This is a genomic window from Paenibacillus sp. PvR133, from assembly GCF_017833155.1.
GTDB classification, from domain to species: domain Bacteria; phylum Bacillota; class Bacilli; order Paenibacillales; family Paenibacillaceae; genus Paenibacillus; species Paenibacillus polymyxa_B.
The window spans coordinates 1,652,311-1,668,678 of record NZ_JAFIBS010000001.1; the positions used below are offsets into that span (position 1 = coordinate 1,652,311).

The following is a 16,368-nucleotide window of genomic DNA, read 5'->3' on the forward strand; positions in this document are numbered from 1 at the left end:
TAGGATCTATGAGGAAGGAGTTTCACCATGACGACGATATTTATATATGCATTGTTGGCTGTTTTGGTGGGGCTGATGATCTGGTTGAGAACCAAAAGACGAGGGGGGCCGGTAAAAGGAAACGGAATCCGGATTCTGCTCCCCTTGTTTATCGCGTTCCCGCTTATGATGATATCTGTGTACCAATTAATGCATATTCCCGGCCAAACGTACGCGCCCCCCGCCTTTTGGGAACTGCTGGTTGCCGGGCTATTAGGGGCTCTGTTTGGCTATGTTATTTTGCTGCATACGGCGTATGAAAGACGGGATGACGGTCTTATTTATCCCAAGCCGAACCAATATTTTAAATATATTATTATCGCTATTATCTTGATTCGCGTTGTTTTGACCCAGTACCTCAGTAGTCTGGGTACGTCTGAAGTTAGTATGCTGGCGATTACGATGGCGCTGGTGTATATCTCAATCTGGCGAATCGGGAGCTTTATCAAGTTTCGGAGAACGTTATCCGTATAACAATAGCAATGGGGTTAACAGCGGCTTACTATTCAAAAAGCGTTTATTCGCTTGGTGATAGGAGCCGCTTTTTTTGAGTTTCGGCAATTAGCAAGTTATCACACATTGTTATTGCTCCCCATATCCTTTATTCTAAGGCTTGTGGCTTGCATTGTAGCAGTACAATTATAAATTTTTGAAAGGAGGGTTATTGAGGTTTCAAAAGATTTAAATGGGGTTTAAAGTTAGATAGGCGGGGAAAAGTTGCTTTTTGCGATTAGGTGTAACTATATAAGTTACATAAAAGAAAATTGTCTTCCATATTTTATTTTATAGGTTGAGAGGGGTTCACATTCATGAAAAAACATACGGTTACTGCTGCACTCGCTGGTTTGCTTGTTCTGTCTTCTGCTGTACCGGCTTTAGCAGCCGAGGTAAAACCTACTACGGGTATTCAGGTTTGGGTAGATGGCAAGAAGGAGGCTTACAAAATTGCGCCTATCGTGAGAAATAAGCAGGTCTTAATTCCCTTGAGACAATTGGCCTCCAGTTTGGGGATTCCAATGGATGCCAAGCATATTACGTTCAATACGGCGCGACAAAGCACGACTATCCGATATGATCAGGCGACGGTTGTATTGGTGTCAGGCAGTCCGGAAGCGCAAATCAACGGGATTAAGGTACCGCTATCCACCTCGACCCTATTGACCAAACAAGGGGTAACTTATGTACCGGTTGATGTCGTCAAAGAAGCATGGGGCAAGCAAGTGATTTGGGACCCGGCCAGCCAAACGGTGCAAATCGGGGTGAGTAATAAGAATAAGGTCGTTGAAATCGTGAAAAGCTTTGAAACCGGAGATACGAAAGCGGCCGAGACCTGGATCAGCAAAGATCAGTACATTCAGCACAATCTGAGCTTTGCTAGCGGAAGAGATGCGTTGCTGCAAGGGATTAGCCAGTCGAAGGGAGCCAATGTACAGGTTGAAATCCAACGTGTAATTCAGGATGGCAATTATGTAGCGGTTCATTATAAAGAGTCCATTGCAGGAAAAACGAGCATTGTTTTTGATATTTTCCGCTTCGATAGCAATGGTAAAATCGTTGAGCACTGGGACAATATTCAGGACTCGGCTCCAGCTAATCCAAGCGGACGTACAATGATTGACGGAACAACACAGATCACGGATCTCAACCAGACCGAGACGAACAAAATGTTAATCCGCAAGTTTGTGGATGATATCCTGGTTGGCAAGAACCGCGCCGCACTGGAAAGCTACTATAACGGTGATCATTACATCCAGCATAATCCTCTTTTTGGTGACGGTGTATCCAATTTGAAGCAAGCATTTTCCGCAGCGGGAAGCCAAGGAGCTTCTTTTGGATATGGTCAGGTTCACATGGTTATTGGAGAAGGCAACTTCGTGCTGGTTGTGAGTGAATTGACATCATCTAAGGGAACTTCAGCCGCTGTCTATGATCTGTTCCGGGTAGAGAACGGTAAGGTAGCAGAACATTGGGACGTAGTTCAGGAGGTTCCAGCTAAAACAGAGTGGAAAAATACAAACGGCAAGTTTTAAGAAAAAGTGCGTTTGTGGTATGGCCTGATTGCACGCTTTCCCAACCGTCCTGTTCCTGTTAAAATGATGCAAACATATAACAGGAGGTTGAACGATGGAAGGCTTGAAGCAGCGTGTGGGCTGCCTGCATGCACATCACTCGAACATAGCCTATGTGGAACGAGCTTTTGCTTCTTATGAGGTGGAGCTGATACATTTTGTGGACCCTGGGCTTATGCGCCGGATCTCGTCAGACCCGCATTTTTCTGCGGACGATGCCAGTCGCAAGGTAGAAGAGCAACTAAGCTGGATTGCCCAAAGCGACATAGACGTTATTTTGATAACGTGCACGAATTATATCGTTTTGGCAGAAAAGGCTCAATTGACCATGTCTACACCAGTAATTGCGCTGGATGAGCCCTTTTTTCATGAGATATGCGATGATTTGCTGCCACGGACCTTGGTATTCACGAATCCGGCTACTGTAGAGGGAACGATGAAGCGTCTTTATCATACGGCTGCTCTGTTAGGCAAACCAGATATCTCTTCTTGGATAGAGGTTAAGGTGGTGGAGGACGCTTTTCAACTGATTATGCAGGGACGTGAAGACGAGTATAAGGAATTGCTGGTCCGTTCGCTGTATGAGCTGAGGAAGGCTGATCCAAGCAGAGGTCTGGCTGTAGCACAGTTGTCTATGGTTGATGCTGCGTTACAGGTGGAGCTGGAGACGGGGGAAATGATTGGCAATCCCTTACGGTCGTTGACGAATTTAATTGAGGATTTGTTAGGTTAAAAAAGTATAACTAAAAGAACTTCCAACCCGTGTTCTGGGACTATGGAAGTTCTTTTTTTGAGGCTGGCGAACAGGTTACTTCTGCGTTGTTCATCACAGATTCTGTTGATCTGGGGTGATGAATGCTGCGCCTGCCGATTCTCTTTGGACAAGCGTAACGTATAAACGTTCATGCTCCACGTCTTCCCCCGCAATGATTTTGAGAACTTGTTCGGCAGCTACAGCGCCCCATTTACGTTTGGAATAGTCAATCGTTGTCAGACGGGGCTGAATATATTGCGCCAGCTCGATATTATCAAAGCCGACGATATGAATATCCTTGCCAATCGTCAGCTCTGACTGAGCCATTCGATTGTAAAAGCCCACTGCCATTTCATCATTGAGACAAAATACGGCTACAGGTTCCGAACCCGGGCTAACTTGTTGCTGCAAAATGATTTCAGCCGCCTGTTCGCCACCCGATTTCTCAAAATCGCCGTCAATTTCGATCATTTCAGCGATGCCGCTACGCTCAATGGTCTGCTTGACTGCCTGCATCCGTTGCCATGAATCGTAAGAACCTTCTGGTCCGGTAACCACATATAGCTTACGGTGTCCCAATTCCAATAAATGTTCGATTGCGAGAGCGGCGCCCGCTTTGTTATCCAGCAGCACCTGGTTAATGTTAGGATGATTCAGTTCACGGTCCAATACGACAATTTTATGTCCTCGCTCGGCGTAGTTCAGTAGCTCCTGACTATCAAACGTCTGATCCAGCACAATGGCGCCGTCGATCATGCGTTCCGGCAGCATTCGGTGAGATTGCTTACCGCTGCATACGATGAGATCATAGCCCTTGCGGTTTAAAATTTCCTTGATGCCATACAGTAAATCTCCATAAACGTCTCCACGAAAATCAGTCAGGAAAACGCCAATAATTTTGGTCTGCCTTTTCTTGAGATTACGTGCGGCGGCATTGGGCACATAGTTAAGCTCTTTGGCAATCGCTAAAATACGTGCGCAAGTTTCTTCTGTTACCTTATCGCTACCATTTAAGGCATATGAAACGGTAGATATGGAAACGCCCGCCTGTTTGGCGATATCTTTAATGCTGACCACATCGTGACCTCCTTGTCGTCCGTCTTATAATTGCTATTGTATATTCATTATTAACCACATATCTATTCCAAATGTCGTAGTCCTACACATAAGCAGCAAAGGGCGATCCCGCAAGATCGCCATCCCTTTGTTGCCTATACCAGATTTAGCATCAAAAACTCTTTATAAAATAATCTCCAGACGGTGTACACCGTCATGTTCTGCTAAGGCCTGCTCGAAAATCTCACGTTTGATGCGCAAGGCACCAGAGCGGTAGCGATTATCATCGGCTGGCACGCTTTCCAGTGGTGTCCCGTTCAATACTGCACGGCCTTGCTCACTACCAGTACGCTCTTGCAGCATGCGGTAGACGAAGGTAATTGGTTTTCCTGCAAAGGAAAATTCAAATTCCAATCCGTCGAGATGATCCGGCAGCACAGGGTCCAGGATCAGGTCTTCGCTCGACTGACGAATACCAAGGACATTCGATATGAGCTGATTCATGTAGATTCCCGGACCGCTGGAATAGATTCTCCAGCCGCCTTTGACGGGGATGGCTCCTTCACGCAGTTCACCAAACCGTTCCTGGGCTTCATAGCGGGTGTTAAATTTACCGTCCGAGCTACTGAAATAGGCGTTGCTTTGACGCCATTCGGCATTCGGTACGGACGCACGGATGCCGACCGGATTGATGAGCTTCAAGCTGTGCCAAGCGTCATCCTTGCGTCCCAACTTGGCCATCGCTTCCGCAAAGCGGATATGGGCATGCACATATTGCAGCCCGACCTCACGTCCAAAGTTGGCCGCTTGCTCTGCACGCTTGAAGTGCGAGCTCACACCGCCATCATACTGTGCAGGGCGGTTCATCAGACGCACACCATCCGGGCAGAGGAACTGCTCACGGATGAGCTGCTCATGAGCCAATGCTTGCTCAGGCGTGAGCAGCTGACTGATCATGCTGCGTGTCATTGGCAGCAACCGATAATGGATTCCTGTCTCGGTGTCAGACGGATGGAGCATCAGCTTAGGTTGACCGGGCTCTTCCATATACACGAAGCCCGGAATAATTCCGCTCTCCAGCATGTAGCGGTTAAAGTCTTTACGGATGCCATTAGCCATTTGATGTAGATCTTGTGCGATCTTGTCGGCTTCGCTTACTACACCCGCGGGGGCCTGCTCCAAAGCAGCAGCAAAGTTACTAATAACTTGGTAGGTGAGTGCAACCGTCCAGCTGCTCGCCATGTATTGCTTCAGCTGAGCATTGGCTGGCTGGAGGGTATCATCCCAATCGCCGTCGCCATAGGCAGACAAATACGTATCATGAAGGAAATTCTCCCGAATATATTCGATTTCCTTCAGGGCATGTTCCATGAGAGTCGCGGTCTGCTTGGTATAATCGAAAGTATGCCGATGGGTGTAAGGTACATTTTCTCCCAGAATACTGTAATCACGGGTAGCGGTCAAATAGTCGCCCAGTACCTTGAGCGGCCAGACGATAATATCCCCATGGCTTTCTTCTTGCTGCACGTGAGTATAGTTGTCAAACATAAACCATTGCGGCCAGTTTCCGCTGTCCTCGTACTGATGGCTGAAAACAGTCAGTAGAATGGAACGAACCTCGTCGAACTTTTGCGTAGCTGAGAAATATTCCACAGGCCCCTGACACACATCACGTGTTCCCCAGGCTGCACCGCCGTATTGCTCCAGACCGTGAGGCACAGAGTAGTGAACGAGCATATTGTGGGTGTACCACCAAGCCACTGCGTTCACACGGAATAGCTCGCTCGTTTCGTGTTGACCCAGCGACAGATGGAAACCGTTCATAAGCTCGGCAAAATATTCCCGATAGCGCTCGCGCTCATCTTCAAAGGAAGCGTGACGCTCTTTGTGCGTTGATTCTTGCCCGGCTGAAGGCCCATTCAGCCAACCCTGCACGGTGCAGGTCCATTCGCTGCTGTCACCCAGCTCCAGCACGACTAGGGACGCATCAGCGGAAGCTGTACCCTGTAGCAGTACGTGAGCGTCGCTCACCTGCTGTAATGGAGCGCCCTCGACGTGCATTCGGTACAGCAGGTCTGGATAGGCTTCGGCACTCAGGGAAGCAGAGTCTGCCCGGAAGAGCAGGGCGTCACCTTCACGTTCCATATGAAACGGAAGCTCATATTCGTTCACATGCATAGACATTTGCTGAGTGATGAGGAACGGATAGGTTTTGCCGCTTACCGCACGCATATGAAGCCGTACTTCTGGGCTATCGGCATTTGTATGGTTTGTAATAATGAATGTATCGTCAGCCGTTTTGTAGTACCAGCGCACATAATTAAAGCCAATCTCGAACAGGGAAGGCATCGTGAGCAGGCGGTATTTCCCTTGGACTCCGACATAGATACGCTGGCCGGATGTCTTGGGAATATTGAGCGCATTACGCGCGTTGGTGATCATTTTGTTGAAGTTTGTATTGCCGATCACGAGCTGGGAGTTGAACACCCCGTACATATAGGAGGTGGTTGTAATGGTTTCTTCCTTGCCTCCTGCGTAATGCCCGCCCATTAAAATGTGCCCATGGGGACGCTCTACACGAAGCTCTTTGGATTTGAGTACGACATGCTCATAGCTGTCCGTGAAAAAGGAAAGTAGTTCATCTCCATCCCGTTCTTCTTCCTGCCGTTTCGGGAAAAGTTGATTCACTTCGGCAGCGGTTAAGTCCAGTGTGCGCAGCGGCTCACCGATGGTTTGAGCTGGAGCCACACGCCCTGCCTGAAGATCACTTGTCGCGTGTGCCGGTATACTGGTCTCGGAAGCGTCCGCTAGAACGGCAGCTACTTCGTTGCGTGCCTTTGTCACCAGCTCCTGATACTCTAGCTTTGTCACTGCGGCTGGATGATTGGGCTGGAACAGACCGTAAAAAGTAAAGCGAGCTTCCCCGGCAAGTTTCACCCGCTCAGATTGCAACGCGGTATAGGCGAATTCATATTGGTACACTTCATTGGCGAGCGAGTCACGATGGAGTGCTTCCGGCTCATTCGTTTCTTTGTACGAAAGTCCAAAGAACTGAAATCCGTCAGTCGAGTAACCAACAGTGCGGGTTAACGAACCTTGTTGAATGTATGGGAACGCCTGACTTTGAGGCTGGTTTTGACGTGAGCAAACGGTGTAGCCTCTTTGTTCATCATGGTAGACGGTGTGGTCAATATATTGAGACAAATAAGCTTCATTACTGCGCACAGCGGCGGTATCGGCAATGCCAATATCCTGACCGTACACGACATCTGCTTCCACGTCATCGCCCTGTAGGGTTACATCCCAGAACCATACTCCCAGGCGGCTTAGCGTGAAGGTCACCTGATAGCCTACACCAGCGGTGAAACCTTCCCAAATAATCTGCTGATCCGTTTGTCGGATGACTCCCGGTGAGCGAACTCCAAGCAGGGGAGTGATACTTACACCGGACGGACGGTACAATCTCAAGTACAGATTGTTCAAGGAACCGTCGACTGAATTGGTCAACAGCTGGTTGATCATCGTTGAGCCGTGGGCGATCTTATACACATCACCGCTGCTCAAGAAGGTAAAAGACAGGTCGCCGGCCCGCAGCAAAATATTTTGATCCAGACTTGTATTCATCATAGGGAACGCCTCACTTTCCTGTTTATTTCACTAACCGAAAACGGATTTCACTAGTATCTCGGCTGTTAGGTCCTGTAAAGACGGCAAATTCACCGCTATCACTGCTGAAGCTCAAATCTGCATGATGATAGCGTAGCTGAGGCTCGGTCAATGCAAATTCCACTTCCCGGCTTTCGCCTGGGGCAAGAAGGACTTTGCAGAAATCTTTCAGTTCTTTCATTGGACGAACCGTATCGCCGCTGATATCACGAACATAGAACTGGACGGTTTCCTCGACCGGACGTGTTCCTGTGTTCGTTACCTGCACTTTAATGGTCAGTTCCTGACCGGGTATAAGGGTATCGCCGGAAAGCTGTACGCTGTCATAGGCTACATCGGTGTAACTCAGTCCATAGCCGAACGGGAATAAAGGTTCGTTTGGTAGGTCTAGATATTGGGACACGTAGCGTTCTTTTGTATTCGGATCTAACTGCGGGCGTCCCGTATTAAAATGATTGTAATACACGGGCACCTGTCCCACCGATTGCGGGAAGGACATGGTCAGACGACCCGTAGGTTCGGCATCACCGTACAACAAATCGGCAATCGCCGCGCCGCCTTCACCACCAGGGAACCAGGCTTCCAATACGGCGTCTGCTTCTTCAATGACACCGTGCAGATCCAACGGACGACCATTAAATAATACGGCTACCATAGGCTTGTTCAGCGTCTTCAGGCGCTTCACCAGTTCCAACTGGGCTTGTGGCAGGCGAATATTGGAACGGCTGCCTGCTTCACCACTCATATCGGAGCGCTCACCAAGCGCCAACACGATAACCTCTGCTTGGCTGGCTGCTTGCAGAGCTTCCGCATATTGCTCCTCAGTTATATCGTCGATAGAGCAACCTGCCGCAACCGTGAGCAGCGAGGAGGATATTTTCGATTGGAATCCGTCGACAACGCGAATAGCTTCCTCCTGCGAACCACTCCACGACCAAGAGCCCAAGATATCACCGCTCTCTGCAAAAGGTCCGATCAACGCAATATGCTGATTGCGATTCAATGGAAGAACGGAATCATTTTTGAGCAACACGCAAGATTTAATAGCTAATTCTTTGGCAACCGTACGGTGAGCTTCGCAGAACACAACTTCACGTTCACGCTCAGGGTCTGCGCCGCGTAGCGGATTTTCGAACAAGCCCAGCTTTTGCTTGAGCTTCAATATACGCATCACGGCTTCATCAATGAGCGCTTCATCCAGTTGTCCGCTGCGAACCAGCTCAGGCAGATTCCCGTTATAGCAGGAGGTCATCATTTCAATATCTACGCCAGCCAGCAGTGCTTTCATCGCTGCCTCGCGCTCATCCTCGGCGATGCCGTGAGGGATAAGCTCCTTGATGGCGGCCCAATCCGAGATGAGTACACCATCAAAGCCCCATTCATCACGAAGCAAATCACGCATCAGGCGCTTATTGCCCGTTGCGGCTACGCCTTCTACGGTATTGAAGGACGTCATCACCATTTCGCAGCCTTCATCTAAAGCAGCTTTGTAGGAGGGGAGATAATACTCTCGCAGCTGCCATGCGGATACATCTACAGTGTTGTAATCCCGTCCGCCTTCGCCAGCTCCATATGCGGCAAAATGCTTCACGCATGCGGCCACCCGGTCGGTATCGTTCGTCAGATCTTTACCCTGAAACCCGCGCACAAACGCACGAGCAAATTCGCTGTTGAGGTAAGGGTCTTCCCCTGTAGATTCCATCACACGGCCCCAGCGCGGGTCACGCACTAGATCGACCATAGGAGCGAATGTGACGTGAACACCGGATACAGCCGCCTCGCGGGCTGCAATGGTAGCGCTCTCTTCTGCAAGTTGCATATCCCATGAGCAACCAATGGCCAGCGGGATAGGGAAAATCGTTTTGAAGCCGTGTACAATATCTGCCATAATTAAAAGCGGAATACCCAGACGATTTTTACTCAAATGAGCCTGCTGAACACGAATCGCTTCCTTGGCCCCTGCGATACCAAGCACGGAACCGACGTTATGGACATTTTTCTCTGTGATGCCGAGAGAAGCCATGGGGCCAGTAATTTGACTATCCGTTCCCGCTTCTTCAAAGAAGGCACCCACAAGCTGTAGCAGTTGATCGACTTTTTCTTCAAGCGTCATGTTTTCTAAATAGGAATTCAGGTGTTGTTCCATCATAATCCTCCATAAGCTGTATTGTTGGTGGACAGCTCTTTTTTTTCAGATTCATGAGATTTTTTGGATAAAATTGATTCAAAAAAGTGCTGAACAGGCTAATAGCTAGTATAGAAGCATAATATTCTGTCGTATTATTAATCGAAACGTTTCTATTGTTGAACTCAGTTGGATTATATACGCTTTCAAATGGAGAGTCAAATCCAATTCAGGGGGTTTTTATAGGCTAAATAACGTAATAAAGATGATATAAACGAAAAAAAGTCGGGATTCTGAGCGAATAAAATATAATATTCCTATTGAATACGGTTTCAATTTGTTCTATAATGACTATCGAAACGTTTCTATTGACGGGTATGGTCCTTGTGCTTTGAACATAAGTGTTATAGCGGTATGCTTTAATCGCTATGTATTTACATGCATCAGGATTTTGCAAGATTCGATTCCAGTCGCTCCAAAATGCAATATATAGATGAACGAGACCATTTCGTTCTATATATTGTTCATTGGAAGTCGCTTATTGTATTTTCGCAAAATCCTCGTATTTGAATCCGTTATCATATTGCATGATCGGTAAACCGATCATCTCGGGAGGAATTCGTATGATGAAAAGAACGTTGGGGATCATTTTGGCAAGCACCTTATTACTGGGGGGCGCGCTGGTAGGTTGTTCATCCAAGGATGATTCGTCCGGTAAAGATGCGAACGGCAAGACGACCATCACCTTATGGGGTATGGGAGCGGAAGGAAAGCTGTTGCCTGAAATTGTGAAAGATTTTGAGAAAGAAAATCCAGATATTCACGTCGATGTACAGGCGTTACCTTGGGATAATGCTCACGATAAATTACTAACGGCTGTTGCCTCGAAGTCTGGTCCAGATGTGGTCCAATTGGGCACGTCATGGGTACCGGAGCTTGCAGCTGCGGGCGCATTGACGGACATTACTCCTTATGTCAGCAAGTATCCTGAACTGGAATCGAAGAATTTCTTCGAGGGTGCTGTAGGTACGACAAAATTTGAAGGGAAACCGGTCGGTGTGCCTTGGTACACTGAAACGAGAGTTTTGTTCTATCGTTCCGACCTACTGAAACAAGTCGGATATAATGAAGCACCTAAAACGTGGGAAGAGCTTTCCGATGCTGCCCAAAAGCTGGCGGCTCGGGGCAAAGGCAAATATGGTATCTCCTTTAGTGCAAAGGAGCAGTCTATGGGCTTTATGTTTGCTCTCCAGAACGGTTCCAAACTGGTTGACGAGCAGGGCAATCCGCTGTTCAACCAACCACCGTTTGTAGATGCTGTGAAGTATTTGAATACCTTTTTCCAAAACGGCTCTAACGCAGTGGATATTGGAATTGACTCTGTTCAAGGTTTACAAGGTGATGGTATCGTTCCAATGTTTATCAGCGGTCCTTTTATGATTAAAGAAATCAAGAGCAAGGCACCAGAACTGGAAGGTAAATGGAATATAGCGGAGCTTCCTGGCAAAGTAAACAACCTGTCCGTTTTGGGTGGAGCGAACCTTTCAATTATGCAATTCAGCAAGCACCCAGAGGAGTCGGCCAAATTCATGGCTTACATGAGCAAACCAGAAACGCAGCTAAAATGGATGGAACTGTCCAGTAACTTGCCTGCGGCTACTAAATCGTGGGAAGACGCCAAGCTTAAGAGTGATCCGATGCTTCAAACGATTCGTAAACAGCTGGATCATTCCGCAGCATTGCCGCAACTGGCAGCATGGGAAGAGGTTTCTCAACAATTCATCAAGAGCTTTGAGCGTGTTTACCGTGGTCAAGCCGACGTACAGAAGGAAATGGATGACTTTAATCAGCAGGCTGCAAGTATTATGAAAAAATAATGATCCATATCCGCCATTGTCAAAGGGAGTGAAGGCATGAAAGGAAGCTCGCAGAAGCTTGCGCCATACTTGTTTATCGGTCCCTCCATCATCCTGTTGACGCTGTTTTCGCTGTTGCCGATTCTACTGGCGCTCGTAATCAGCTTCACGGATATGGATCTGTCAGGACTCGTTAATTATAATAGTATTCGCTTTATAGGTCTGGAAAATTATACAAACGTACTAATGGACCCTTCCTTTATAAAGTCCCTTGGTAATACCCTGTTCTTCGTCATCATCGGTGTTCCGTTGGTGCTGATATTTTCGCTTAGCATCGCGATTCTGATTAACATGGGTAAATCACGTGCTTTCAAAGTATTCCGCGTTGTGTTCTATCTACCGTCCGTAACGAATGTGGTTGCAGTCGCAGTCGTTTGGAGCTACCTGTATAATCCGACGCTTGGATTATTCAACTATGTACTTGGTATGATGAATTTAGGTCCCGTCCCATGGCTGACCGATCCAACAGTAGCGAAAATTTCGCTGATTGTGTTAGCGGTTTGGCGGGGCATCGGCTTAAACATGATTATTTTTATTGCGGCTATTAAAGGGATTCCGGGCTCTTATTATGAAGCGGCACAGCTTGACGGGGCCAATACATGGCAGCAAATTCGTTATATTACGCTTCCGCAGCTTCGTTACGCTATTTTCTTCGTGTCCATCACGACGATGATTGGCTGGCTGCAATTTTTCGAGGAACCGTTTGTCATGACTAAAGGGAAACCGCTCGATGGCACGCTGACAGCATCCCTGTTCATTTACAATAACGGCTTCCAATTTAGTAAATTCGGGTATGCCGCGGCGGGATCGTTCATTCTGTTCTTCGCGATCATCGCGGTGACGCTGATTCAGTTCCGTTTGCAGAATAAAGCGGAGTCCTGATAGAGAGAGGTGATGAACGTGAAAACAGCTGTTCAGCAAGCCCGCGCCAATACGCGCAGTGGTGAAAAAACATTTCAATGGTTCGTGGCGATTCTCCTGACCGTGGGAGGTCTGTTGATGGTGCTGCCTTTTGCGTGGATGATATTATCCTCCTTTAAGACAGAGGGTGAGGTAACCAAAATTCCTCCGACCATCTGGCCGCAGCATTTTACACTGGATAATTTTAAATTACTATTCGATAGCATGGCTTTTGGAACCTATCTGACGAATACGCTGATCATTGTTTTAGCTTCCTTCTTCGGATTATTCCTGAATGCCATGGCAGGTTATGGCTTTGCCAAATTCCAATTTAAAGGCAAAGGGTTTCTATTCTACCTGGTACTGGCAACGATGATGATTCCAGGTCAAGTGACGATGATTCCCGTCTACTTGATCCTGAACCAGATGGGATTGACCAATTCCATGCTGGGGATTGTCCTTCCTGGATTGGTAGGCGCGTTCGCGATCTTCCTGTTCCGGCAGTTTATGTCCGATATCCCGGAAGAACTGCTGGAGGCGACACGTCTTGATGGAGCAGGGGAGTTCCGTACTTTTCTGCAAATCGTATTGCCTATCTCGACACCAATTCTGGCAGTACAGGCCATTTTAACCTTTATCGGTGGATGGAATAGCTTCCTGTGGCCGCTCATTATTGCGAACGATGAGAAGCTGTACACCTTGTCCGTCGGGCTGTCACTGCTCAAGGGGCAGAACGAAAGTCAATTTGCTCTTCAAATGGCAGGCTCGACCTTCATGGTCGTTCCGATCATGATTATCTTCATTGTTTTCCAAAAGTATATTATTGAGAACTATACGATTTCGGGGATTAAGTAATAGTGTAGTGTGAATACAAGTCATAGTCACAAGAACGAACAGCGAAGCTTCTCTTTGGGAGAGGGGCTCCGCTGTTTTTGCTGTACATAGATATATTTATATATGAGTTAGACAATATTGATGGGATAATGTACGAAGTTTTCTTTTCAGTCTGTAGATTCGAGTCGTTGTAGCCGTAACCGAAATATTATATTTGGTAGCGAGCAAGGGCACAGCTAGTTGTCGACAAAAGTAGTCTTCATAGAGTGTATATTCATTGTTGGAAAGCTGCATTAGAATATTAACGATAACCGTATCCACATCTCCCAATCTACGATTTTCCCACTCCTCCTCTACCGAATTTGAAAAACTACAGATTTTCTCACATTCAAGCGTAGTTTCATGCTTTTTTTGTGTATAGTAGCACCTAAATGATTTATATATAAGATTTTTAGCCGTAAGGTACAGCCAACCCTTTACATTGGGGTGATGTTTGAGCTTGAGCAATTGCTGTCTTGCCGCTACAAAAGTATCTTGTGTACATTCTTCTGCCATAAATGTAAAGCAAGACTGATTCTTGATTAAATGCATACAGAAACGATATACCTCACTCAGATAAAGTTCACAAATTTTTCTGTAAAAGCATCTGGAACTACCTCTGCACTGATCCCCTTTGCAACAGTCGATAACCATCGTAGTCGGCATTGTTCAAGCCCCCTTTGGACGGATAAAAAAATAAATGATTTTTGTATGTGCCAATCATATACATTAATTCCAATTTTCAAGAATGACATAAATCATATTTAATCTCGTAAATGTGGAATTACTAGAACAGTTAAAAGATATTTTAAAGTGATTTTGATTCTGATACGGAATTAGTTAATAGGGGGAGAGGGTGCACCTGGTGAAAGGGGGGGAAGGATGAAAGAATCCATAGTATATAAACGTTTGGCAGCAACATTTAGACCTTATCTGAAGACGGTCACTATCATTTTGATATGTCTCATCCTATCAGCGGGCTTGAATATATTATTGCCTTTAACAAGCAAGATTATTGTGGATCAAGGTCTCCTGAAAGGGAATATGCAGGCTGTAATCCTGTACACTTCTGCTGCGTTTTTAATCGTTTGCTTGGATAAGCTGCTGAATGTGTGTAAAGAAACCTTTCGGGCAGGCTTAAGCGCACAGGTTACCTTTTCATTATTTGAAAAGGCGTATCTGCATCTGACAAGAGTACGAATGAGTTATTTTAACCGAACCAATGAAGCGGAGCTGCTGAACCAAATTGGCACGGATGTAGGCAATGTATCGAGGATCACAGATAGTGGAGTATTTTTTGTCATTATGCAGGCTTTCAGCATGATTGGTGGTTTATGTGGTTTGCTGCTCATTAACTGGAAAATGACTGTAATCGTGCTGTGCTTTTTACCCATCAAATATGTTGTGGTGAAGTATTTTGTGAAGCGTAGAAAAAAACTGGTGGGGGATTTAATTGAAGGCAGTAGTGATTTTGCCCAGTGGTTTGGGGAATCTGTCGGGGGCATGAAGGAGCAGCGAATGTTTGGTCTTATTCCACATAAGCATCAGCAGTTCTCATCCAAGCAGCGTCGAATTGTAGAATCAGAACGGAAATTATCACTTCTGGACGCATGGAATATCGCTTCGGAATCTATTTTAATTCAGCTTCTAATGATGTTTTTGTACGTTGTGGGTGCTAATCTTATCTTTCGTTTACAGCTTACTGTAGGTGGGATTTTTGCCTTTGTTTCTTACAGTGCTTATGTTACCACTCCTGTTTTCGCTATTTTAAACATTGGCTACATGCTGGCTGAAGTCGTTCCCTCCGCCATTCGATATTATCAGTTCTTGGATTGGGCAGAGGAAGAAACATCTAATTCAGTCACTCCAGCGTCTATACTAACTGAGCCGCCATTCGAAGATCACATTGCATTTCATAATGTTTCTTTTTCCTATACCAAGGATGAACCCGTACTGCCCCACGTGAGCTTTAGGATTGCCCGAGGGGAAAAAGTAGCTATCATTGGAGCAAATGGGGCAGGGAAGTCTACGTTGCTGGATCTGATTATGAGATTCAGCCAGCCTGATCAAGGGATAATCACTTATGACGGCATTGACATCCAAAGCTATGAGATAGATGAGTATCGAAGTCAAATAGCTTTGGTCAGTCAGCAGGTGTATTTATTTGATACTACTATTTTTGGCAATATCCGCATAGGCACAGAAGTCACTAATGATGCAATAGAGGCCATTATCGCGGAGGTTGGTCTGGAAGAATTGGTTCAGAACTCGGCAGATGACTTCCCTATAGGCTCGAATGGCTCCAGATTGTCGGGTGGGCAAAGACAGAAAATTGCTATGGCCCGGGCATTGATCAGGGAAGCGCCATTGTTTATTCTCGACGAGGTGACCTCCAATCTAGACACAGCAGCTAGGCTAAATGTTCAGCAATTGTTGAAGACCCGGTTGCGTGAAAAGACCGTAATCATCGTTACACATCGCAGCGAGATACTAGCGCATGTTGATAGAGTTATTTTGTTGGAGAACGGCGAACCAGCCCAAATAGGATCACACTCCCATTTTATGACCTGTCATGCAGAATACAGAGGATGGGTATTAGGGGAAGAAGAGGTCCCCATAAAATGATGAAAAAAACAAACGCTTTCATAGTGTGATTTAACACCATGTACGGAATTAGTATAGGTGAACACCTTTTTAAATCATATCATGAATGGGAGGAGTAGTTTAACATGCGTAAGCTTGTGAAAAGAAGCACGAATGTAGGCGACACGATTGAGGCATTTGGCTGTGGTTGTTCCTGTTATTGTCCTTGCTCCTGTTATTGCGCAGGCAGTTTGACTCGAAGCTCCAATACATCGCGAGAAAGTGACGGTTCTTATCGCAGAGATAATGGAACTGGAATTGGTAATTATTAAGCTTGTACCTGTATGGAGGAGCCTGGACATTCCAGGCTTCTGTCCACATCAAAAC

Annotated in this window: 12 protein-coding genes; 8 read left to right on the top strand and 4 right to left on the bottom strand. The window is 46.5% G+C overall.

The window, feature by feature from the left end; genetic code table 11:
* The first annotated feature begins 27 nt into the window (after window positions 1-27).
* The 3 genes from JOE49_RS07330 to JOE49_RS07340 all read left to right on the top strand — a co-directional run bounded on the left by JOE49_RS07330 (window position 28) and on the right by JOE49_RS07340 (window position 2,841).
* On the top strand, window positions 28-513 hold the full coding sequence (locus JOE49_RS07330) for a CcdC protein domain-containing protein (protein ID WP_209940820.1): 486 nt from the start codon (window positions 28-30) through the stop codon (window positions 511-513).
* A 335-nt stretch (window positions 514-848) separates the two neighbouring features.
* The gene (locus JOE49_RS07335) at window positions 849-2,069 is read left to right on the top strand and encodes a stalk domain-containing protein (RefSeq protein WP_209940821.1); all 1,221 of its coding nucleotides are present in this window, start codon (window positions 849-851) and stop codon (window positions 2,067-2,069) included.
* Between the two features lie 94 nt (window positions 2,070-2,163).
* Window positions 2,164-2,841, top strand: coding sequence for a hypothetical protein (locus JOE49_RS07340; protein ID WP_209940822.1), 678 nt, complete (start codon window positions 2,164-2,166; stop codon window positions 2,839-2,841).
* Window positions 2,842-2,934: 93 nt separating this feature from the next.
* Here the strand turns inward: JOE49_RS07340 and JOE49_RS07345 are convergent, their stop codons facing one another.
* From JOE49_RS07345 to JOE49_RS07355, 3 genes are all read right to left on the bottom strand, one after another.
* Entirely contained in the window at window positions 2,935-3,939 is a 1,005-nt protein-coding gene (locus tag JOE49_RS07345) for a LacI family DNA-binding transcriptional regulator (protein WP_209940823.1), read from the bottom strand.
* A gap of 162 nt (window positions 3,940-4,101) precedes the next feature.
* The gene (locus tag JOE49_RS07350) at window positions 4,102-7,542 is read right to left on the bottom strand and encodes a GH36-type glycosyl hydrolase domain-containing protein (RefSeq protein WP_209943554.1); all 3,441 of its coding nucleotides are present in this window, start codon (window positions 7,540-7,542) and stop codon (window positions 4,102-4,104) included.
* Window positions 7,543-7,567: 25 nt separating this feature from the next.
* Window positions 7,568-9,730, bottom strand: a complete 2,163-nt coding sequence (locus JOE49_RS07355; protein WP_209943556.1) for a glycoside hydrolase family 3 N-terminal domain-containing protein — start codon at window positions 9,728-9,730, stop codon at window positions 7,568-7,570.
* 602 nt (window positions 9,731-10,332) lie between these two features.
* Here JOE49_RS07355 and JOE49_RS07360 point away from each other — a divergent pair.
* The 3 genes from JOE49_RS07360 to JOE49_RS07370 are packed head-to-tail and all read left to right on the top strand — an operon-like array spanning window position 10,333 to window position 13,380.
* The gene (locus tag JOE49_RS07360) at window positions 10,333-11,586 is read left to right on the top strand and encodes a sugar ABC transporter substrate-binding protein (protein ID WP_160789038.1); all 1,254 of its coding nucleotides are present in this window, start codon (window positions 10,333-10,335) and stop codon (window positions 11,584-11,586) included.
* Between the two features lie 36 nt (window positions 11,587-11,622).
* Window positions 11,623-12,507 (top strand): carbohydrate ABC transporter permease, encoded by an 885-nt coding sequence (locus JOE49_RS07365; RefSeq protein WP_209940824.1) that lies wholly within the window; start codon window positions 11,623-11,625, stop codon window positions 12,505-12,507.
* An 18-nt stretch (window positions 12,508-12,525) separates the two neighbouring features.
* Entirely contained in the window at window positions 12,526-13,380 is an 855-nt protein-coding gene (locus JOE49_RS07370; protein WP_023986622.1) for a carbohydrate ABC transporter permease, read from the top strand.
* Window positions 13,381-13,476: 96 nt separating this feature from the next.
* Here JOE49_RS07370 and JOE49_RS07375 read toward each other — a convergent pair whose 3' ends face one another.
* Window positions 13,477-14,064: an RNA polymerase sigma factor gene (locus JOE49_RS07375; protein WP_209940825.1), complete on the bottom strand. Its 588-nt coding sequence runs from the start codon at window positions 14,062-14,064 to the stop codon at window positions 13,477-13,479.
* 216 nt (window positions 14,065-14,280) lie between these two features.
* On the opposite strand from JOE49_RS07375, the gene JOE49_RS07380 reads away from it, so the two are divergent.
* A complete protein-coding gene (locus JOE49_RS07380; protein WP_209940826.1) occupies window positions 14,281-16,023 on the top strand; it encodes an ABC transporter ATP-binding protein in 1,743 nt (580 codons plus the stop codon).
* A 104-nt stretch (window positions 16,024-16,127) separates the two neighbouring features.
* On the top strand, window positions 16,128-16,313 hold the full coding sequence (locus JOE49_RS07385; protein ID WP_080561119.1) for a CLI_3235 family bacteriocin precursor: 186 nt from the start codon (window positions 16,128-16,130) through the stop codon (window positions 16,311-16,313).
* Window positions 16,314-16,368: the final 55 nt, after the last annotated feature.

What these genes read in the sequence shown, in the direction of transcription:
- JOE49_RS07330 (WP_209940820.1), top strand. Translation starts at nt 28, where the DNA reads ATGACGACGATATTTATATATGCATTGTTGGCTGTTTTGGTGGGGCTG.
- JOE49_RS07335 (WP_209940821.1), top strand. Translation starts at nt 849, where the DNA reads ATGAAAAAACATACGGTTACTGCTGCACTCGCTGGTTTGCTTGTTCTG.
- JOE49_RS07340 (WP_209940822.1), top strand. Translation starts at nt 2,164, where the DNA reads ATGGAAGGCTTGAAGCAGCGTGTGGGCTGCCTGCATGCACATCACTCG.
- JOE49_RS07350 (WP_209943554.1), bottom strand. Translation starts at nt 7,542, where the DNA reads ATGAATACAAGTCTGGATCAAAATATTTTGCTGCGGGCCGGCGACCTG.
- JOE49_RS07355 (WP_209943556.1), bottom strand. Translation starts at nt 9,730, where the DNA reads ATGGAACAACACCTGAATTCCTATTTAGAAAACATGACGCTTGAAGAA.
- JOE49_RS07360 (WP_160789038.1), top strand. Translation starts at nt 10,333, where the DNA reads ATGATGAAAAGAACGTTGGGGATCATTTTGGCAAGCACCTTATTACTG.
- JOE49_RS07365 (WP_209940824.1), top strand. Translation starts at nt 11,623, where the DNA reads ATGAAAGGAAGCTCGCAGAAGCTTGCGCCATACTTGTTTATCGGTCCC.
- JOE49_RS07375 (WP_209940825.1), bottom strand. Translation starts at nt 14,064, where the DNA reads ATGCCGACTACGATGGTTATCGACTGTTGCAAAGGGGATCAGTGCAGA.
- JOE49_RS07380 (WP_209940826.1), top strand. Translation starts at nt 14,281, where the DNA reads ATGAAAGAATCCATAGTATATAAACGTTTGGCAGCAACATTTAGACCT.
- JOE49_RS07385 (WP_080561119.1), top strand. Translation starts at nt 16,128, where the DNA reads ATGCGTAAGCTTGTGAAAAGAAGCACGAATGTAGGCGACACGATTGAG.